This window comes from Streptomyces umbrinus (assembly GCF_030817415.1).
Lineage (GTDB): Bacteria > Actinomycetota > Actinomycetes > Streptomycetales > Streptomycetaceae > Streptomyces > Streptomyces umbrinus_A.
Genome location: NZ_JAUSZI010000002.1, coordinates 1,289,953 through 1,308,702, shown reverse-complemented (window position 1 = coordinate 1,308,702; position 18,750 = coordinate 1,289,953). Strand labels below are relative to the sequence as shown.

The 18,750-nt window shown below is 71.2% G+C and carries 17 protein-coding genes; 7 read left to right on the top strand and 10 right to left on the bottom strand.

The genetic code is table 11. The features are described 5' to 3' along the window. Positions 1-561 (top strand): ATP-binding protein, encoded by a 561-nt coding sequence (locus QF035_RS06615; RefSeq protein WP_307518905.1) that lies wholly within the window; start codon positions 1-3, stop codon positions 559-561. After that, positions 558-1,301: a DUF6624 domain-containing protein gene (locus tag QF035_RS06610; protein ID WP_307518903.1), complete on the top strand. Its 744-nt coding sequence runs from the start codon at positions 558-560 to the stop codon at positions 1,299-1,301. The genes QF035_RS06615 and QF035_RS06610 overlap by 4 nt, the downstream gene beginning before the upstream one ends. A 32-nt stretch (positions 1,302-1,333) precedes the next feature. Here the strand turns inward: QF035_RS06610 and QF035_RS06605 are convergent, their stop codons facing one another. Beyond that, positions 1,334-1,687, bottom strand: coding sequence for a hypothetical protein (locus QF035_RS06605; RefSeq protein ID WP_307518902.1), 354 nt, complete (start codon positions 1,685-1,687; stop codon positions 1,334-1,336). A 197-nt stretch (positions 1,688-1,884) separates the two neighbouring features. Beyond that, positions 1,885-2,712, bottom strand: coding sequence for a PaaX family transcriptional regulator (locus QF035_RS06600; protein ID WP_373466928.1), 828 nt, complete (start codon positions 2,710-2,712; stop codon positions 1,885-1,887). A 348-nt stretch (positions 2,713-3,060) separates the two neighbouring features. Between QF035_RS06600 and QF035_RS06595 the strand changes: the two genes are divergently transcribed. The 4 genes from QF035_RS06595 to QF035_RS06580 are packed head-to-tail and all read left to right on the top strand — an operon-like array spanning position 3,061 to position 6,558. Continuing rightward, the gene (locus QF035_RS06595) at positions 3,061-4,038 is read left to right on the top strand and encodes an ABC transporter substrate-binding protein (protein ID WP_307518899.1); all 978 of its coding nucleotides are present in this window, start codon (positions 3,061-3,063) and stop codon (positions 4,036-4,038) included. After that, entirely contained in the window at positions 4,035-4,892 is an 858-nt protein-coding gene (locus QF035_RS06590; RefSeq protein ID WP_307518898.1) for an ABC transporter permease, read from the top strand. The genes QF035_RS06595 and QF035_RS06590 overlap by 4 nt, the downstream gene beginning before the upstream one ends. Then, positions 4,889-5,671 carry an ABC transporter permease gene (locus QF035_RS06585; RefSeq protein WP_307518897.1) on the top strand — a complete coding sequence of 261 codons (783 nt, stop codon included), beginning with the start codon at positions 4,889-4,891 and terminating at the stop codon, positions 5,669-5,671. Before QF035_RS06590 ends, QF035_RS06585 begins: the two co-directional genes overlap by 4 nt. A 47-nt stretch (positions 5,672-5,718) precedes the next feature. Next, positions 5,719-6,558 carry an ABC transporter ATP-binding protein gene (locus QF035_RS06580; protein WP_307518896.1) on the top strand — a complete coding sequence of 280 codons (840 nt, stop codon included), beginning with the start codon at positions 5,719-5,721 and terminating at the stop codon, positions 6,556-6,558. An 18-nt stretch (positions 6,559-6,576) separates the two neighbouring features. Here QF035_RS06580 and QF035_RS06575 read toward each other — a convergent pair whose 3' ends face one another. From QF035_RS06575 to QF035_RS06550, 6 genes are read right to left on the bottom strand one after another with little or no spacing between them, the layout of a single operon-like run. Continuing rightward, positions 6,577-9,594, bottom strand: coding sequence for a helix-turn-helix transcriptional regulator (locus QF035_RS06575; RefSeq protein WP_307518894.1), 3,018 nt, complete (start codon positions 9,592-9,594; stop codon positions 6,577-6,579). 57 nt (positions 9,595-9,651) lie between these two features. Further along, positions 9,652-9,879 (bottom strand): hypothetical protein, encoded by a 228-nt coding sequence (locus QF035_RS06570; RefSeq protein WP_307518893.1) that lies wholly within the window; start codon positions 9,877-9,879, stop codon positions 9,652-9,654. After that, complete coding sequence (locus tag QF035_RS06565) at positions 9,863-10,297, bottom strand: hypothetical protein (RefSeq protein WP_307518892.1); 435 nt, start codon at positions 10,295-10,297, stop codon at positions 9,863-9,865. The genes QF035_RS06570 and QF035_RS06565 overlap by 17 nt, the downstream gene beginning before the upstream one ends. 2 nt (positions 10,298-10,299) lie before the next feature. Further along, complete coding sequence (locus QF035_RS06560; RefSeq protein ID WP_307518891.1) at positions 10,300-10,647, bottom strand: UBP-type zinc finger domain-containing protein; 348 nt, start codon at positions 10,645-10,647, stop codon at positions 10,300-10,302. Then, positions 10,644-12,092: an ATP-binding protein gene (locus QF035_RS06555; RefSeq protein ID WP_307518890.1), complete on the bottom strand. Its 1,449-nt coding sequence runs from the start codon at positions 12,090-12,092 to the stop codon at positions 10,644-10,646. The genes QF035_RS06560 and QF035_RS06555 overlap by 4 nt, the downstream gene beginning before the upstream one ends. Beyond that, complete coding sequence (locus tag QF035_RS06550; RefSeq protein WP_307518887.1) at positions 12,089-13,765, bottom strand: FAD-dependent oxidoreductase; 1,677 nt, start codon at positions 13,763-13,765, stop codon at positions 12,089-12,091. Before QF035_RS06550 ends, QF035_RS06555 begins: the two co-directional genes overlap by 4 nt. Positions 13,766-13,945: 180 nt before the next feature. Between QF035_RS06550 and QF035_RS06545 the strand changes: the two genes are divergently transcribed. Then, complete coding sequence (locus QF035_RS06545; protein ID WP_307518885.1) at positions 13,946-14,773, top strand: DUF1206 domain-containing protein; 828 nt, start codon at positions 13,946-13,948, stop codon at positions 14,771-14,773. 53 nt (positions 14,774-14,826) lie between these two features. Here the strand turns inward: QF035_RS06545 and QF035_RS06540 are convergent, their stop codons facing one another. Together QF035_RS06540 and QF035_RS06535 are read right to left on the bottom strand one after the other, a co-directional pair. After that, entirely contained in the window at positions 14,827-17,274 is a 2,448-nt protein-coding gene (locus tag QF035_RS06540; protein ID WP_307518884.1) for a GH92 family glycosyl hydrolase, read from the bottom strand. Positions 17,275-17,530: 256 nt separating this feature from the next. Further along, a complete protein-coding gene (locus QF035_RS06535) occupies positions 17,531-18,679 on the bottom strand; it encodes a S1 family peptidase (RefSeq protein WP_307530922.1) in 1,149 nt (382 codons plus the stop codon). Positions 18,680-18,750: the final 71 nt, after the last annotated feature.

Genomic DNA, 18,750 nt, shown 5'->3' with positions numbered 1-18,750 from the left:
ATGACGGCATCCAGGGCGCACCGCCGTCGGCCGTCACCCTCGCTGACGCGCGGCGCGGACCACGACCCGCCCACCGGTCGGCCCTGGGCCGGTGAGAGCGCCCGGACCACCCCGGTCACGTCCGCGGCTCCGGCCGAGCCCGTCTCCGTGAGCGCGGCCCGGGTCCTTCGCATCGTGGTCCCCGCGCAGCCCTCGCGCGCCTCGGGCGTACGCCGCATGGTCGCCGAGCAGTTGTCGTACCTGCGGTTGCCGGCCGAGCGGCTCGACAACGCAGTCCTGGCCACCGACGAACTGTTCGCCAACGCCGTCAGGCACGGCAGCCCCGACGCCGATGACATGATCACCGTCAGCGTCGAGTGCACCGGCCACGAAGTGCGGGTGACGGTCGCCGACCACTCGCCCGACCTGCCGCGCCACCGCACGGCGGACGACGCCGACGAGTCCGGACGCGGGCTCGCCATCGTGGCCGCGCTGGTCGACGACTGGGGCATCGCACCGCCCGACCCCGGCGAGCCGGGGAAGCGGGTGTGGTTCTCATCGGAAATCCAGGGGGCGTCATGAGCGGTTCCGGCATGCCGGGCCACGTCGCGCACGACACGGCACGGGAGGGGCGTACGGGGGTCGCCCCCCTTCCGGGTCGCGACGGGCCCATGGAGCCGGCGGGTGCCCCGGGCGGTGACCCGGGGCACCCCTGCCGGGACGGGCACGCCGGGCGAGTACACGACTCGGCGGGGGAGGACGGGGTGGGGCGCAGCCACGACGAGATACACGACGGGGTTCAGGAAGTGCGTCCGCTCGTCGTGCCGGCTCTCGCGGCCGCCCTCGCCCACGAACTGGTCCGCAGGGCGGACGAGGACCAGAGCGTCACGCGGGCGGCACACCGCAGCCCCACACAGGTGGCGCGCCGCCGTATCACCGAGTGCCGCAGGGGCAACGCCGAAGCGCTGAAGACCATCGTCAAGCGTCATGCCTGGCCGACCGCCGACCTGGTCGGCGCGCCCGCCTCCACGGCGGCGCTGATGATCCTCCTGCACGCTCCCGACCTCGACTTCCAGCTCACCTGCCGCGACCTGATCGCCCAGGCCACCGCGGACGGACGCTGTCCCGCGCCGCACCACGCGTACATCGCCGACCACTGCGCCGTCGAACTCGGCCAGCCGCAGTTCTACGGCACCCGTGTGGACCCCGCGACCTTCCGTCCGTATCCGGTCCGTCAGCCCCGGACCCTAGACGAGCGCCGCGAGGACGTCGGACTGTGCCCCCTCGACGAGCAGATGCGGGCGCTGCGCCTCGGCGTCTGAGGCATCGGTTCGGCGCTGAGGCGAAGGCTGCGCTACGGCTCCAGCCGCAGCTGCCATTCCTGCTCCTGGTCGCCGGAGACCATGCCCTCCTCGCGCACGGTGAAGACGGAGGTGAGGGTCTCGTCGGCCCGCCGTACCGCCTCGGGGCTGCCCTGGAGGGTGACGGTCACGGGCGCGGAGAGCGGTGGCACAGTCGCCGGTGTCACACCGGAACCGACCGGCACGTCGTTGTCGAACGCGGCCGTGTAGACCGTTGCGCCCCCGTCCCCGGGCATGTCCTCCGCCGTTCCGAAGGCGGATTCAAGAGTGTGGACGACCGCCCGTGCGTCGGCGGCCGTGCCGCCGCTGAGGGTGAGCGTCAGAGCGAGATGCGTGCCAGGCGTCATGACCAGCCACCTTTTCTTGTGCGGATGCGCGCCGTCCCGTCCGTGTAACCGGTCCTCCGGTCCACAAACGGCGGCTCGGCCCTGCGTGGGGCATGTCTCCATCACACCGCCATCCACGGGACCTCGCAGCCGCACCGCCGGGGTGTCGCGGGCCGCCGCCGGTTTCGCGCTCGTCTCCCTGTCGGCTTCCCGCCGGGTCAGGACTGTCGCAGCGGGGTGGTCTCCATGAGGTGGGCGGCCATCCGGCGGGCGGGGGCCTCGGTCTGTTCCGCGATGCGGTGGAAGGTGTCGTGGGCCGACCGGGCAGGCCAGTCGGTGGGCAGATGCCGGGCGGGCAGCCGCGGGTCCGTGCGGATGATCCGGAGCCACTCGCTGGTCAGGCGCAGCCGGGTCCCGAGAGGGTCCCCGGAGCCGGAGCCGGAGCCGGAGCCGGAGCCGGAGCCGGAGCCGGAGCCGGGGCCGGGCCAGTCGGTCCAGCGTTTGTCGAAGTCGGCGTACCTGGCGCCGACGCCGTCCAGGTCCCAGGCGTCACGGATCATCAGACCGATGTCGGTGGCGTCGTCGGCCGTGGCATGGAAGATCTTGACGTGGGCCGCGAGCCCGAGTTCGGAGACGAGCGCGGACACGTCGAAGTCACCGGGCGCGATCCACAGCCCGCTGTAGAGGGGGCCGAAGCCCGACCAGGTCAGCCGGGAGCGCAGATCGTGCCGCTGACGCTGCCAGGACTCGGGCAGTGAGAAGCCGAGCAGCGTCCAGGTGCCGTCCCAGTCGTCGTTGACGGCGCCGGTGTCCCAGAGCCGCTTCTTGCCGTTCCAGAGGATCTCCGTGGCCTGCGGGGTCAGGCCGAAGTACATCCGGCGCCCCTCCCGCTGACGTTGCAGCAGACCGCGGTTGACCATCCGGGTGAGCGTGGACCGCACGGCCTGCTCCCCGACCCCGGCGCGCGCCAGCACCTCGATGACGCTGCCGGAGTACACGCACAGCGGCCCCTCCTCCAGAACATGGCCGCCGAAGAAGGCGAACATCAGCGACTGGGGGCGCAGCTGCGGTCCCTCGGGGAAGTCCGTGGCCGCCTGTGGAGTCTCGTCGTGCACGTCGGAAAGGGTACGGCCGTCCACTTTGCAACCTCCCTTGTCCGGGGTACTGACAGCGCGAACATAGGTGTGTAGATTGCGGCCGTCAAGAAAGTGCACAACGTCTGGGTCCACGGGTCCACGGGTCCACAGGTGGAGGGCCGACGGGTCTCGACGAGGCAGCGGTAGCTACTCCCCGCTCCGCTGCCTCGTCGTCGGAAGTCCGCGGTTCTCCGCTCGACCTCTCCGGTCACGGCGGGGTGTGCACGCCACCACAGGTGTTTCCGTCAGGAGGAGCCCATGCAAAGGCGCATTCTCGGGCTAGCCATAGCCGTGGTCACGGTCGCAGGCGCGGCCGGATGCGGGTCCTCGTCCTCCTCGAGCGGCGCTTCGGCGTCCTCCGGCGGAGGCAAGACCACGGAGGTCAAGGTCGGCATCATCCCGATCGTCGATGTGGCACCGCTCTATCTGGGCGACAAGAAGGGCTTCTTCAGCAGCCGGGGCATCAAGCTGAAGATGGAGAGCGCCCAGGGCGGCGCGGCGATCATCCCCGGTGTGGTGAGCGGCCAGTTCCAGTTCGGCTTCAGCAACACCACCTCGCTGATGCTCGCCCAGACCAAGGGCGTCCCCGTGAAGTCGGTGGTCAACGGCGCTGCCTCCAACGGCAAGATCGGCGCCGACGTCACCGGCGTCGCGGTCAAGAAGGACAGCTCGATCAAGTCGGCCAAGGACCTCGCCGGGCAGACGGTGGCGGTCAACACCCTGCAGAACATCGGGGACACGACCGTCCGCGAGTCGGTCCGCAAGGCCGGCGGCGACCCGTCCAAGGTCAAGTTCGTCGAGATCCCGTTCGACCAGATGCCCGCCGCCCTCGACGGCGGGCAGGTGGACGCGGCCTGGATGGGCGAGCCCGCGACGACGATCGCCAAGGGGCAGGGCGCCCGTGTCATCGCCTCGCCCTTCGCCGAGACCGACCCGAAGCTCACCGTGGCCACGTACTTCACCTCGGCCAAGGTGATGCAGGAGAACCCGGATCTCGTGAAGAAGTTCAGCGAGGCGATGGCCGAATCGCTGACCTACGCCTCCGAGCACCCCGACGAGGCGCGCCAGATCCTCACCTCCTACACCAAGATCAGCGGCGACGTTCTCGACAAGCTCATCCTGCCCAGCTGGCCGGCGGAGGTCGACATGGCCTCCCTGGAGAAGCTGGCCGCCCTCGGCGAGGAGGACGGCATCTTCGGCGACAAGAAGCCCGACCTGAACGCGCTGTTCTCATGACCAGCCCCGGTCTCACCCCTGTACTGGCGGAGCCCGCCGGGACCGACTCCGGTCCCGGCGGGGCATCCGCCCGGCGCGGTCCGGTCCCGGTCGCGGTACTGCGCGGCCTCGCCGGTCTCGCCGGACTGGTCGCGGTACTAGAAGTGCTGCCGCACACCAGCCTGGTGTCGGCCGACTATCTGCCGCCCGCCTCGGAAACCGTCCGCACCCTGGGAACCCTGCTTGCGGAACCGACGTTCTGGACCGCGCTCGGGGACACCCTGACCGGGTGGGGCCTGGGGCTGGCCGTCGCCGTCGTGGCGGGCGTCGCCGCCGGAGTCGTCATCGGCTCCGTGCCCGTACTGCGCGCGGTGACCGCCTCCACCATCGAGTTCCTGCGCCCCATCCCGTCCGTGGCCCTGATCCCCGTCGCGGTCCTGCTCTACGGCACCGACCTCAGGTCCAAGCTGCTGCTCGTCGTGTACGCATCCTTCTGGCAGGTGATCGTCCAGGTCCTGGCCGGTATGCAGGACGTCGACCCGGTCGCCGAGGACACCGCCCGCAGCTATCTGCTCGGCACCTGGGGCCGGGTCCGCCACGTCCTGTGGCCGACCGCGCTGCCGTACGTGATGACGGGGGTGCGGCTCGCCGCCACCGTGGCGCTCATCCTCACCATCACCGCCGAACTCGTCATCGGCGCCCCGGGACTCGGCCACGAGATCGCCGTCGCCCAGGTGTCCGGCGCGGTACCGGAGGTCTACGCCCTCGTCCTGGTCACCGGTCTGCTCGGCGTCGCCGTCAACCTGGCGGCACGGGCGGTCGAACGACGGGCACTGCACTGGCACCAGTCCGTACGCAGGGAGGTGACTGCATGACCGCCCTCTCCGTCCTGCGACGCGGGCTGCTGGTACTGGGCCTGCCCGCCGTCCTCTTCGCCGTGTGGTGGTTCGCGACCGCGGGCAGCGCCGACTTCTACTTCCCGCCCCTGTCCACCATCCTGGACAGCTTCGGGAAGGTCTGGACGGGGGAACGGCTGCTGTCGGACGTCGTCCCCAGCCTGCTGCGCCTCGCGGCCGGCTACCTCCTCGCCGTGGTCGTCGGAGTGGGGCTCGGCCTGGTCGTCGGCATGCGGCGGGCCGTACGGGACGTCCTGGAACCGGTCCTCGAACTCTTCCGGGCCATCCCGCCGCCCGTGCTCATCCCGGTGATCATGCTGTTCGCGGGCATCGGCGACACCATGAAGGTGCTCGTCATCGTCAGCGGCTGCATGTGGCCGATCCTGCTCAACACCGTCGAAGGCGTCCGCGCGGTCGACGAGGTGCTCGGCGACACCTGCCGTTCCTACGGCATCACCGGCGTCGCGCGCCTGCGGCATCTGGTGCTGCGCGCGGCGAGCCCGCAGATCGTCACGGGCATGCGCCAGGCCCTGTCGATCGGGATCATCCTCATGGTCATCAGCGAGATGTTCGCCGCCAGCAACGGACTCGGCTTCACCATCGTGCAGTTCCAGCGCTCCTTCGCCATCCCCGAGATGTGGAGCGGGGTCCTGCTCCTCGGCATCCTCGGCTTCCTCCTGTCCCTGCTCTTCCGGTTCGCCGAGAACCGCGCCCTGGCCTGGTACCACGGTCTGCGCCGCGCGCAGCGCAACCCCTGACGCACACCCGACGAACCCCAGACGCAACGCCTGACAAGGAGACGTCGATGCTCGACGTACAGGACCTGCAGAAGATCTACACCGGTCGGCACCGCAACGTCGAGGCGCTGCGCAATCTCACCTTCCACATAGCCGAGGGCGAACTGGTCTGTCTGGTCGGCCCGTCGGGCTGCGGCAAGACCACCCTGCTGAAGTGCATGGCGGGCCTGCTCGCCCCCACCCGGGGCGAGGTGCGTCTCGACGGCCGTCCGGTCGCCGGACCGCCGCCCGGCATGGCGGTCGTCTTCCAGGAGTACGGCCGCTCGCTGTTCGCCTGGATGAACGTGCGCGACAACGTCGCCCTGCCGCTGCGCCGCAAGAAGCTCGGCAAGGCGCGCGAGCGGGAGTTGGTGGACCACGCCCTGGAGGTGGTCGGCCTCTCCGACGCCCACGAGGCATACCCCTGGCAGCTCTCGGGAGGCATGCAGCAGCGCGTCGCCATCGCCCGCGCCGTCGCGTACGAGCCGAAGGTACTGCTCATGGACGAGCCCTTCGCGGCGGTCGACGCGCAGACCCGCGCCGAACTGGAGGACCTCATCCGGAAGTTGTGGCACGAACTCGGCGTCACCGTCCTGTTCGTCACCCACGACATCGACGAGGCGGTCTACCTCGGCCAGCGCACCCTGATCCTCTCCAAGTCCCCGACCGTCGTGCAGGAGGACCTCACCATCGACCTCCCCGACGAGCGCGACCAGTTGCACACCCGCTCCAGCCCCCGCTTCGCCGAACTGCGCGCCCACGTCTACGAACAGATCCAACGGGCCAAGCACCACAGCGGGGACACGGCCCCGGACCCCGTGATCGCGGACCGCACCATCGAGCCGGTCCTCCAGAAGACCGAGTCCTGAGCGAGCGTCCTTCGGTGATCACCCGGAAGCGGACGGCTCCGGCTCGACCAACCCCTCGCGGTAGGCGATCGCCACGGCCTCCGTGCGGCTGGCGGCGCCGAGCTTGGCGAGGATGTTGGAGACGTGCACGCTTGCCGTCTTCCCGCTGATGAAGAGCTCCTCGCCGATCTGGCGGTTGGTGCGGCCGCGGGAGAGGAGGAGCAGTACGTCGTTCTCGCGTGCCGTCAGGACGGGTGCCCGCTCGGCCGCGGACGGGGTCTCCGCGAGGCGGCCCCGGCGGATCAGCCGCTCGACCTCGTCGAGCAGTGGCACGGCGCCCAGCCGGACGGCCGTGTCGCGCGCGGTACGCGCGTGCGCGGCGGCCTCGTCTCGCCGCTCCGCCACCAACAGGGCCTCCGCCAGGCGCAGTTGACAGCGGGCTTGCTCATAGACGTCTCCGTAGCCGAACGCCGCGACGGCCTTCTCCCAGGCCCCGACGCTCAGTTCGACGCCCGGTCCGTCGTCCGGCCGGGCACAGGCCCGCGTCCACTCCGCCTCGGCGCGCGCCAGCCACGCCAGCCCTTCCGGGCCCTGTGGCGTATCGTCCTCGCCCTTGTTCGCCGTGATCCGGGCCAGCTCCACCAGCTCCGTCCCGGTCTCCGTCCAGCGGTCGACCCCCTCCTCGTCGCCGGTCCGCCGGGAGTCCACGACCGCGTCCCCGATGGCGGTCAGGGCGAGGGCCGCGAGCCGTACGGCCACATGGGGCGTGGTGCCGGCGTCGTCTATGAGAGCGGCAAGCGTCGTACGGAACTGTTCGAGGGCTCCTTCCGCGTCGTGTCGCAGTACCGCGGCGTCGGTCAGGAGGAGGCCCGCGACGAGCGTGGCCATCCAGTCGAACGGCCCGTCGAGCAGGGCCCGGGCCCGCTCGACGGCATGCTGGTCACCGCGCGCCAGCGCCACGGACAGGGCGGGCCCGATCGCGTACCTGCCCGCCGTCGGCAGCCCGTCGAGTTCGGTCTCCGCGGCCCGGAGGCACTCGTCCCACTGGCCGAGGGTGTAGAGCATCAGGGAGCGCAGATAGCGCATCTCCACCGGGTACGGGGACGAGAGGAGCCCGGCGCGGCCCGCGCGCTCCAGCCCCTCGGTGAGCCAGGTCAGGCATTCGTCCAGGTCACCGGACTCGTGCGCGCCGATGGAGAGGTTGAAGAGCGCGCGCATCTCGACGGAGGCGTTGCCCGCGCGGCGGGCCAGCTCTCGTGCGTCCCGCAGCCGGGCCCGCCCCTCGGGGGTGCGCCGACTGCCCCCTTCGAGGCTGACCAGGGAGATCAGCAGATCGGCCTGCGCGTCGGACACGTCGAGTTCCTCGGCGATGCGCAGTGCCTTGCGGGCCACGCGGTGGGCGGCCTCGTCCTCGCCCATGTACGTCGCCGCCATGACGTGCGTGGACGCGGCCCACACCCAGGTGCGCGACGGAGGATCGGCGGGGATCATCGCGAGCGCCTCGTTGCTGTACGTGAAAGCCGCCGCGAGGTTGTCGATGCGCATGAGGTTGCCCGCCAGCGTGTAGCGGACGCGGGCGGCCAGTTCGGAGTCCTCGTCGTTGCCGACCCTCGCGAGCGCGGACCGCGTCAGCGAGACGGCCCGGTGGGTCTCACCGGCGTGCGCGGCGGCCGCGGAGGCCCGCAGCGTCAAAGTGACCGTGTCGAAGCCGTCGGGCCGCGCGGCCGCAGGCACCGCCGACCACAGGTCGAGCGCGGCTTCCAGATGCCGCAGCTCCTCGGCGGGCGCCCGGACGCTGCCCGCGTGGTCGGCGGCCTCCAGCGACGCGGCCAGCGCGTCGGCCAGGTCGTGGCTCTCCCGGGAGTGGTGGGCGCGCTCCGCCGCGCTCTCGGCCCGGTGGCCGCGTCCGGCCAGCACTCCGGCGAACGCCCTGTGCAGCCGCACCCGTTCACCCGGCAGCAGGTCGGCGTACACGGCCTCGCGGATCAGGGCATGACGGAAGGAGTACGTGTCGTCGTCACCGGGGACGAGGAGCTGCCGTCCGACGGCCTCGCGCAGGGCCGACTCCAGCTCCTCCTCGGGCAGTTGGACGGTGTCGCGCAGCAGATCGTGCTCGACGCGGCGCCCCGCGACGGCTGCCGTGCGCAGCACCTGCTGGGCGGTCGCCGTGAGTTGCTCGAAGCGGATGAGCAGCACGTCGGCCAGCCCGCTCGGCACGGCGGACACCGCCCCGGGCATGGTCTCGGAGGTGGCGGCGAGCAACTCCTCCGCGTAGAACGCGTTGCCCTCGGCGCGCTCGACGATACGGCGGACGGTGGCATCGGGCAGCGGGGCGGCCTGCTGGGCACGGACGAGGCGCGCCACCTCGCCGTCGGGCATCGGCCGCAGTTCGAGCCGTTCGACGACGGGCAGCCGGACGAGCTCGGCGAGCAGGGGGCGCAGCGGGTGTCTGCGGTGCAGGTCGTCGGCGCGGTACGAGGCGAACACCGCGAGCCGCTGACCGGGCGCACCACCCGCGACCGCGTCCGCTCCTCTTGAGCGGACCCGGGACTGCAGGATCCCCCGGCTGAGCAGGAAGCGCAGCAGGTCGCGGGAGGACTGGTCAGCCCAGTGCAGGTCCTCCAGGACCAGCAGCAGCGGGGCGGTCCCGGCGAGATCGGTCAGCAGACTCGCCATGCCCTCGAACAACTGCAGCCGTCCGCCCGCGTCCCCCGCGCCACCGCCGCCGTCGCCGAGCAGCCGGTCCACCACGGGATGCGAGGCCAGGGCGGCGGAGAACCGCTCGTCGTCGGCGAGCACACCCACGATCTCGGTGAACGGCAGATAGGGCAGACCCACGTCACCGAGGTCCACACAGTGCCCCGTGACGACGGTCGTGCCGGCCTCGGCGGCATGCCCCGCGGCCTCGGCGAGCAGTCGGGTCTTGCCGACTCCCGCGTCCCCCGCGACGAGCACGGCACGCGCCTCACCGGCCCGGGCCCGGTCCAGGACTCGGGTCAGGCGGGCCAGTTCGTCCTCGCGGCCGATGAACGGCGTGGTGAAAGAGGTGGTCGGCACACATCCATCCTGGCACGCACCACCGACACAGCCACCGAGAGTGGGCCCGGGCCGCCCTCACGGTCGCGTCGGCAGCCTCAGCAGTTCGGTCAGGCGGCGCCGGGTGTGGTCGAAGGACTCCGCCGCGTCGAGTGTCCCCGCGTCCACGGTGAGTACCTGCCACGGGGTCAGTGCCAGCAGCCGACGGGTCAGATCCGCCTCGAAGCGGAGATGAGCGGCGGCGGACGGGAGATCGTGGACCGACCTGGTGCCGGGAGAAGAGGCGAGCTCAGTCGGCCCCCTCACGCTCGACGGCCCGTCGCAGTGCGGTCGCCGGGTCGTCGTGGACGTACACCACGGTGACGTCGGCGGGTTCCATGGCCCCGGTCAGGTCCTTCATGACCTGGACGAGGGTGCTCTCGTCGTGGCCCCATGCCACGAGCGACGGGACGAACGGCAGCAGCGCGTCCGTCACCAGGCAGTCCCTGCCCGCCGCGAGCGACTCGTCGACGTAGGCACGAGTGCACTCGACGAGCGTCTCGGGCCGGACGGCACCGGCCCCACCGGCGAACTCCTCGGCAACGGGCCGGAAGGCGGGCCGGGCGAGGATGTCAGCCTCCTCGAAGTGGTCGATCGAGGCGCCGAGCCCGGCCGGCCAGTCGGCCAGGGCCCGGCACAGCGTGGACTTGCCGACTCCGGGGCTGCTTCCGATGACGGAGATCAACTTCAGCGCAGGGTCTCCGCCCAGTTCGCCGGAACCCGTCCCGCGGGCCCGGGCGCGGGCTGGTCCGCCGGGTGGGCGAGCGGCGGAGCGAGCTCCGGACCGGACTCGTACAGCTCGGACGTCTTGAAGTTCCAGAACCAGGCCTCGCCCGGCTCGAAGCTGCGGATGATCGGATGGCCGGTGGTCTGGTGATGGGCCGTGGCGTGCTTGGCGGGGGAGTCGTCGCAGCAGCCCACATGTCCGCACTGGGCGCATCGGCGCAGATGGAACCACCAGCCACCCACCTCGTCGCATTCGACGCAGCCCGCACCGCTCGGCGGGACCCCCGGGTCGATTCCGTCCGTGGTCATGAGGCCTCCTGAGGGGCGTCGGGTTCGGCGGCGGTGAGCGGGAGGAACACCTGGAAGCGGGTGTCGCCGGGCTCGGAGTGGACCTCCAGATGCCCGTGGTGCTTGTTCACGACGATGCGCCAGGAGATGTCGAGCCCGAGTCCGGTGCCCTCACCGACCGGCTTCGTCGTGAAGAACGGGTCGAAGATCCTGCCGCGGATCTCCTCGGGCACCCCGGGCCCGGTGTCGCGGAACTCGACGAGCAACTGGTCCCGTTCGAGCGCGGTGCGGACGGTCAGCACGCCCTCGCCGCCCATCGCGGAGGCGGCGTTGTCGATGAGGTTCGTCCACACCTGGTTCAACTCGCCGGGGTAGGCGGGGATCCTGGGCAGTTCGCGGTCGTACTCCTTGACGATCCTGATGCCGGAGCCGATCTTCCCGGCGAGCATCATCAGCGTGCTGTCCAGCAGTTCGTGCACATCGGCGACCTGGTAGGGCGCCCGGTCGAGCTGGGAGTACTGCTTGGCCGCGTTCACGAGATTCGAGACCCGGGTCGTGGAGTCCTCGATCTCGTTCATCAACAACTCGGTCTCCACCGTGTAGTTGAGCCACCTGATCGCGCCTTCGAGCGTCCCCTCGTCCACGGCCGCCGCGACCTGGTCGAGCCAGTCGGTGTCGAGGCCCGCCTGGACGAACGTCGGCGCGAGCTGCCAGCCGCCCGCGATGTCGTGGTCGTCGAACCAGTCCGCCAGCGCGTCCTCCCGGTCGGAGGCTTCGAGCGGACTCAAGGGCGTGGCCTTGGCGACCTGTTCGGCGGTGCGCTCCTGGATCTCGACGAGCGTCTCCAGGGCGGCGCGCGCGTACGGGCCTGCCGCGATCATGCCGAGTTTGTGCCGCATCCCGGCCACCCGGTCCCGCAGCGCGGACGTGGCCCGTACGGCCGCCGCGGCCGGGTTGTTGAGCTCGTGGGTCAGCCCGGCGGACAGCGAGCCGAGCGCCAGGAGCCGCTCGCGCTGCCCGATGGTCCGCTGGGTGTTCTGGCTGCCGAAGAACAGCCCTTCCAGCAGATGAACGGCCATCGGGAACCACTCCCGCAGGACCGCGGCGAACGTCTCGGCGGGCAGGATGAAGAACCGCGACGGCACGGTGACCCGCAGGGAGCCCTTGTAGCGCGCGTCGTCCGGGACGGCCAGATAGGCCTGCATGGCCCCCGCGTACACCCCGCGCTGGGAGGTGCGGCTGATCTCGACGTCGTCCTCGCCGACCCGCCGCGACATCACGAGCGTGCCTTCGAGGAGGACGAAGAAGCAGGTGGCCGGCTCGCCCTCCTCGTACACATAGCCGGGCTCGAACTTCTCGACGCGGCCTTCGCTGCACAGCCGCCCGAGCTGTTCCGGGTCCAGCTTCTCGAACAGGAACAGGGTGCTGAGTTCCGCCGCGTCGCACGGCATCGGCTGCCCGCTCACGACTGCTCCAGATACCTGTGGACGAGCATCACGGCCATGGCTCCCTCTCCGACGGCGGAGGCGACACGTTTCGCGGACTCGGCCCGGGCGTCACCCGCCACGAACACCCCGGGCACATTGGTCTCCAGGTGGTACGGCGCCCGGTCCAACTCCCAGTCGGGCGGCGGCTGTCCGCCGACGGCCAGGTCGGGTCCGGCGACAATGAACCCGCGTTCGTCCCTGAGCACGGTGCCGTCCAGCCAGTCGGTGAGCGGGGCCGCGCCGATGAACACGAACATCCACTGCGCGTCGACGAGTTCGGTGTGCCCGCTCTCGATGTCGCGCAGCGTCAGCTGCTCCAGGTGGTCGGAGCCGTGCGCCGCCTCGACGACCGTCCCCGTACGCACGGAGATGTTGGGCGCGTCCGTGATCTGCCCGATCAGGTAGTGCGACATCGACGCGGACAGGGAAGAGCCGCGCACCAGCAGGGTGACCGACTTCGCGCCCCTGGCCAGGTACATCGCGGCCTGCCCGGCGGAGTTCGCGCCGCCCACGATGTACACGTCGTGGCCCTGGCACGAGGCCGCCTCGGTCAGTGCCGATCCGTAGTACACCCCGCACCCGGTCAGGCCCTCCGTGCCCGGCGCCTGCAACTGCCGGTACGACACGCCGGTCGCCAGGATCACGCAGTGCGCGGCGATCGCGGAACCGTCCGAGAACCGCACGGTCCGCGAGGAGCCGTTGACCTCCAGACCGGTCACCTCGCGCGCGGTGAGGATCTCGGCGCCGAACTTCGACGCCTGACGCCGCGCCCGGTCGGTGAGCTGCGCCCCGGACACACCGTCCGGGAAGCCCAGGTAGTTCTCGATCCGCGAGCTCTGGCCGGCCTGTCCGCCGGTCGCGGAACGCTCCACGAGCACGGTCCGCAGCCCTTCCGAGGCCCCGTACACCGCCGAGCCGAGCCCGGCGGGTCCGCCACCGATGACGATGAGGTCGTAGAAGTCCTCGGCCGGAGTCGTGGCCAGCCCCACCTGGGCGGCCAGCTCCGGGTCGTCGGGCTCGACCAGCACGGCCCCGTCCGCGGTGATCACGAGCGGCAGCCGCTCGCCGTCCTGATCCGCGCAGGCCAGCAGCCGCTTGCCCTCTGGCTCGTCCGAGGAGTACCAGCGGTACGGCACCTGGTTGCGCGCCAGGAACTCCCGTACGTCCGACGACCGCGCCGACCAGCGGTGCCCGACGACCTTCGTGATCGGAACCGCCCGGTGGTCGGAGGTCCGCCAGGCGTCCAGGAGGTCGTCCAGGACGGGATAGAGCTTCTCCTCGGGCGGGTCCCAGGGCTTGAGCAGATAGTGGTCGAGGTCGACGACGTTGATCGCGTCGATGGCCGCGTTCGTGTCCGCGTAGGCGGTCAGCAGCACCCGCCGCGCGCCCGGGTACACGTCCAGGGCCTGCTCCAGGAACTCGATGCCGTTCATCTGGGGCATCCGGTAGTCCGCCAGGATCACCGCGACGAGATCACCGCGCAGCTTCAGCTCCCGCAGGGCCTCCAGGGCGCTCTCGCCGGACTCGGCGCGCACGATCCGGTATCCCTCGCCATAGCGTCGTCGCAGGTCACGGGCCACGGCACGGGAGACTCCAGGGTCGTCGTCCACGGTCAGGATGACGGTCCGTGCTGCGTCCGTGCCCTGTGCCATTCGTCTCCCACCCCGAGCGGTCGGCGTCCCGGGGCGGCCTGTCTGCGGTACCGCCCCCGGTGCATGCCCATCGTATGTTCGATCGTCCTGCTTCGCTCCGAAACCGGGAGGTACCGCACGGTCGGCGCCCGCCCGGGTGTCGTACGGCCGGGCAGGGGCACTCGGAGACGGGAGGCATTGATGAACGCAAGCACGTTGACACGAGGCGGCCGGGCGGGGAAACGAAAGGCCGCCCCGGCGATCGAGGGCGCGGCCCGGGCAGGTTTCACCGCGCGCGGTGTCATCTACCTGCTGGTGGGCCTGCTGGCACTCCAGATCGCCTTCGGCGGAAGCGGGAAACAGGCGGATCAGGGGGGCGCACTCGAGGAGGTCGCCGGGAAGCCGTTCGGTGAGGCCGTGCTCTGGGCGCTCGGCATCGGACTGGTCGGTATGGCGCTCTGGCGGCTGTCCGAAACGGTCTTCGGCGCGGCGGGCCCCGACGGCGGTAAAGCCAAGAAGAGGCTGGCGTCGGCGGCACGAGCCGTGTTCTACGGCTTCGTCGCCTACACCGTGCTCTCCTTCGCCGCCGGTTCCGGAGGGAGCGGATCGAGCGACGGGAAGTCCAAGGACGCGACGGCCAGAGCCATGGACCTGCCCGCCGGGCAGTGGCTCGTGGCCGCGGCGGGCGTGGGCGTCCTCTGTGCGGGTGTGTGGATGGTGGTGCAGGCCGCGCGCCGGAAGTACCACAAGCACATGAGGCTCGGTGAGATGTCGCACGGCGTGCGCCGGACGGTCGACGTGACGGGCGTCGGCGGCGGTGTGGCCCGTGGTCTGGTGTTCGCCGTCGCCGGAGGCTTCGCGCTCCGGGCCGCCGTGGAGTACGAACCGGACAAGGCGAAGGGCATGGACGACACCCTGCGCTCGTTCACCGAGACCCCGGCGGGGCCGTGGCTGCTGGTGCTCATCGCCGTCGGTCTGATGCTCTTCGGGCTGTTCTCGTTCGCCATGGCCAGGTACCGCAAGGTCTGACCCGTCACACGGACGTTGCCCCGGATCCCGTCGGACCCGGGGCAACAGACGTGTCAGCGGGGCAGTCCGCCGGGCGCGGTAGCCCAGTCGGTGTCCGGCTCCCGCGAGAGCCCGAACGTGAGGGTGCCGCCGCCGCGCAGGAAGCGGGCATCCGTCCAGGAGCGGTCGTGCGTACGGCCGTTGAGCAGGACGCCGCTCACATACGGATGACCGGCGTCGGCCGAGGGCGCGTCGATGACGATGCCCCCGCCACCCGGCCGGTCGACCACGGCGTACGGGAAGAGCGGGGCGCCAAGCAGCAGGTTGCCGCTGCCCGGCGTCTGCGGATAGAGGCCGAGCGCCGAGAAGACGTACCAGGCGGACATGGTCCCGAGGTCGTCGTTGCCGGGCAGCCCGGCCGGTCCGGTCCCGTACACGGTGTCGAGGATCTGCCGGACCGTCGCCTGGGTCTTCCACGGTTGGCCGAGCGCGTTGTAGAGCCAAGGGGCGTGGATACCGGGCTCGTTGGTCGGGTCGTACCGCAGGGCGTCACCGCCCTTCACCGACCAGGAGCCGTCGGGCTTGTGGAAGAAGGCGTCCAGCCGGCGCGCGGCCGTCTCGCGTCCGCCCATTACCTCGGCGAGGCCCTGGACGTCCTGCGGCACCATCCACGTGTACGTCGCGCTGGTGCCCTGAGCGAAACCGCGGTCGCTGCCCGGGCTGAACGGCGTGACCCAGGATCCGTCGAGGTTGCGGGCCTGGATGTAGCCGGTGGTGCCCGCGCCGTCGGTGGCCCCCGGGTTGAAGACGTTGCGCCACCAGCCGCCCCGCTCGGCGAAGGCGGCGGCCCGCTCGTCGGGGCCCAGCAGCTTCGCCCAGCGGCCGAGTGCGTCGTCGGCGACCGAGTCCTCCAGGGTCTCGGCGGCGCCGCCCCAGCAGTGGCAGACGTCCTGCGCCGCGTACTGAGAGGTCAAGTACTGGGCCAGGTTGGGTCGTTGACCGGTGCACTGGCCGGGGCAGCCCGCGTCGGAGAGCCCGTCGGGGTGCGGCACGGTGGCCTGGCGGGCCAGGGAGTCGAAGGCGCCGCGGTAGTCGAAGTTGCGGACGCCCATGGCGTAGAAGGTGGCGAGTGTGGCCGCCGTCGGATCGCCGGTCATCACATGGGTCGGGCCGTTGATGTGCACCCAGCGGTCCCACACGCCGCCGTTCTGCCGCGCGAAGTTGTAGAGGGACTGGGCGAAGTCCCCGGCGATCCGCGGCTTGAGCAGGGCGAGCAGTTGTATCTGCGCCCGGTACTGGTCCCAGCCGGAGAAGTTGCTGTACTGCGCACCCTGCCCGCGCTCGACGCGCTGCGGCTTGCCGTCCATGCCCGGATAGCGGCCGTCGGTGTCGCTGACCAGGTTCGGCTGCATGAGCGAGTGGTAGAGCGCGGTGTAGAACGTGGTGCGCTGAGCCGTGCTGCCGCCGCCGACGCGCACGGAACGCAGCTCGCGGTCCCAGGCCCGTGTCCCGGCCGCCGCCACCTGGTCGACGCTCGCCCGTGGCGCGATCTCCTCGCGGAGGTTGGCCTCGGCGCCTGCCTTGCTTACGTACGAGATCCCGAGCCGCATGCGGACATCGTTGTCAGAGCTGGTGTCGAAGCCGACCCAGCCGCCGGAGCCGCGGCCCGCGCGGTCGGCGCCCGTGGCGTAGCCCTCGCCGCCTCCGCCCGAGGTGGCGCCGGGGGAGAGGGCGCCGTCCTTCCACGTACCCGTCGTCGAGAACGCGCGGTCGAACGAGGCGCTGAAGTAGAGCCGGTAGTAGCTCTTGCGGTTGTTGACGCCGCCGTTGGCGCGCCGTCCGCAGAACGCGCCGGTCAGCACCCAGCCGCTCACCTTGCGCCCCGCCCGGTCGATCTCGACATGGGCGTCCTCGCTGCCGTTGAGCGAGTTGGAGACCCGGAACAACAGGTTGGCGGGCTTGTCGGCGGGGAACGTGAAGTCGGCGACGCCCGCGCGCTTCGATACGGCGAGGTCTGCGCGGGCACCGGAGTCGAGCCCCACGGAGTAGCGGCCCGGCACGGCCCCCTCGTCGGCGTGCGAGAAGTTCGCGGCGTACACGGAGTCCGTGGTGTCGGCCGACGGCGACGACGTGACGTCCCCGACGAACGGCATGATCGGTACGTCGCCCGCGGCCCCCGGGTTGCAGCCCGCGCCGTTCACGTGGGTGAGGCTCAGCCCGCGCAGCCGGGTCGCGTTGTACTCGTAGCCGTTGGCTGCGCCCGTGCTGGTCTGGTCGCCCCGGGTGCTGGTCGGAGACCAGGCGATCATGCCGTACGGGAGGGTGGCACCCGGATAGGTGTTGCCTCCGTTCGTCGTGCCGATGAGCGGATCGACGTACGCCGTGGGGTGGGCCGGTGTGTCGGGGGCGCCGGCCGCGGAGGAGACCGGGCCGGGCAGTGCGGCGGCGAGCGCCGTGGTCAGCGCGAGAGCGGCGGCTCTTCTGCCGAACCTCCGCGCCACACCTGTGGATCCGAGGACCATGTAACGGAACCTTCCGTCAGGACGGACAGCGGGCCCGGCTGCCCGTCGGGGATCCGGGCCCGCGAAATGCCGCCGAGCGTAGGCCGCCCGGACGCGGGGTGGAACGACAGAGGTGGCAGCCCTGGTGAACGGGTGGTGAATCCGGGGCACTTGGGTCGAGGGGGTACTGGCCCGGGTAACGCGGGGCGGGCGCCGAGGGGCTCCGCCACCTGACCGGTGACGGAGCCCGTCGAGCCGTGCCCCGGAGCCTTGCGGATCAGGCCGTGTGGAGCGTGAGGCCGTACCGGCTGAGGATCTCGTTGATGGGCTGGTACCAGGTCTCACCGCCGCCGGAGCAGTTGCCCCAGCCGCCGGAGGTGACGCCCTGTGCCTGGTCGCCGCTGATGAAGGAACCGCCGGAGTCGCCCGGTTCGGCGCAGACGCTGGTCTTGGTCATCTGATGCACCGCGCCCTGGCTGTAGTTGACGGTCTCGTTCTTGGCGAGGACCGTGCCGCAGTGCCAGTGCGTGGTCGACCCCGACCGGCAGATGGAGGAACCGACGGGCGCCTCGTTGGACCCGCGGACGAGCCGGTCCGAGATGGTGCCCCAGCCGAGCACGACCGGTACGGTCCACCAGCCGCTTCCGACGTTGACCCAGGCGTAGTCGTTGCCCGGGAACGAGGAGCCCTGGATGTTGCCTATGTAGGAGCGGTCCCAGCCGCTGACGCCCTGTCCCGCCCCGCCGCAGTGGCCCGCGGTGACGAAGCCGCCGTGCACCGAGAAGCCGATGGAACAGCGGACGTTGCCGGTGTAGAAGGGGTCGCCGCCGACCGTCCCGGCGGCGAAGGTCTCAGGTGCCGAGGTGGCTTCTTCGACCTTGACGGGACCTGCCGCACGCGCCTTCGAGAGGAATGAGCGGACATCGTTGTCAGCACGCTGCGCGGCGACGACGGCCACGACGACCGAGCTCGCCTTGGCGTCGACGTACCAGTTGCTGACACCTTCGGGCGCGGCCAGCTTGTCGATGCGGGCCTTGGCCGCGTCGAGCTGCTTCGCGCTGTGCTTGACGGTGCGGACGTTCGCGCCGGTCTTCCGTACTGAGTTGACGGCGGCGTCGGAGGCGCCGGCCGTGACGGCGACGGTCAACTTCCCGCTCTTGGCGTCGAACCAGGAACCGCCGTAAGCGGCTCCCGCCGCGCGACGTGCGTCCGACTCGACGGCCGTCGCGGTCTTCTCGGCCGCGAGCCGCGCTTCGGCCTGGGTCTTCGTCAGGCCGAAGTCGCGCTGCATGGCGTCGAGGAGACCGGCGGAGGCCGGAGCGCCGGAGGTATGAGTGGGTTCGGGGGCGCCGGCGGCAGAGGCGGGTCCGGCGGCGAAGGTTGCCCAGGCGCCGACTATGAGGAGTGCGGACAGGCCTGTGCGCATGGTTGTGGTGCGTCTCAAGGCAGTAGCCCTTCGTTGTTCCAGCGTGGTGGGGGTGGAACAGCTGAACTGTG

Bases quoted from the DNA above. Each gene is read 5' to 3' on its own strand.
- QF035_RS06615 (WP_307518905.1), top strand. From the start codon at position 1: ATGACGGCATCCAGGGCGCACCGCCGTCGGCCGTCACCCTCGCTGACG.
- QF035_RS06610 (WP_307518903.1), top strand. From the start codon at position 558: ATGAGCGGTTCCGGCATGCCGGGCCACGTCGCGCACGACACGGCACGG.
- QF035_RS06605 (WP_307518902.1), bottom strand. From the start codon at position 1,687: ATGACGCCTGGCACGCATCTCGCTCTGACGCTCACCCTCAGCGGCGGC.
- QF035_RS06600 (WP_373466928.1), bottom strand. From the start codon at position 2,712: ATGTTCGCCTTCTTCGGCGGCCATGTTCTGGAGGAGGGGCCGCTGTGC.
- QF035_RS06595 (WP_307518899.1), top strand. From the start codon at position 3,061: ATGCAAAGGCGCATTCTCGGGCTAGCCATAGCCGTGGTCACGGTCGCA.
- QF035_RS06590 (WP_307518898.1), top strand. From the start codon at position 4,035: ATGACCAGCCCCGGTCTCACCCCTGTACTGGCGGAGCCCGCCGGGACC.
- QF035_RS06585 (WP_307518897.1), top strand. From the start codon at position 4,889: ATGACCGCCCTCTCCGTCCTGCGACGCGGGCTGCTGGTACTGGGCCTG.
- QF035_RS06580 (WP_307518896.1), top strand. From the start codon at position 5,719: ATGCTCGACGTACAGGACCTGCAGAAGATCTACACCGGTCGGCACCGC.
- QF035_RS06560 (WP_307518891.1), bottom strand. From the start codon at position 10,647: ATGACCACGGACGGAATCGACCCGGGGGTCCCGCCGAGCGGTGCGGGC.
- QF035_RS06550 (WP_307518887.1), bottom strand. From the start codon at position 13,765: ATGGCACAGGGCACGGACGCAGCACGGACCGTCATCCTGACCGTGGAC.
- QF035_RS06545 (WP_307518885.1), top strand. From the start codon at position 13,946: ATGAACGCAAGCACGTTGACACGAGGCGGCCGGGCGGGGAAACGAAAG.
- QF035_RS06540 (WP_307518884.1), bottom strand. From the start codon at position 17,274: ATGGTCCTCGGATCCACAGGTGTGGCGCGGAGGTTCGGCAGAAGAGCC.
- QF035_RS06535 (WP_307530922.1), bottom strand. From the start codon at position 18,679: ATGCGCACAGGCCTGTCCGCACTCCTCATAGTCGGCGCCTGGGCAACC.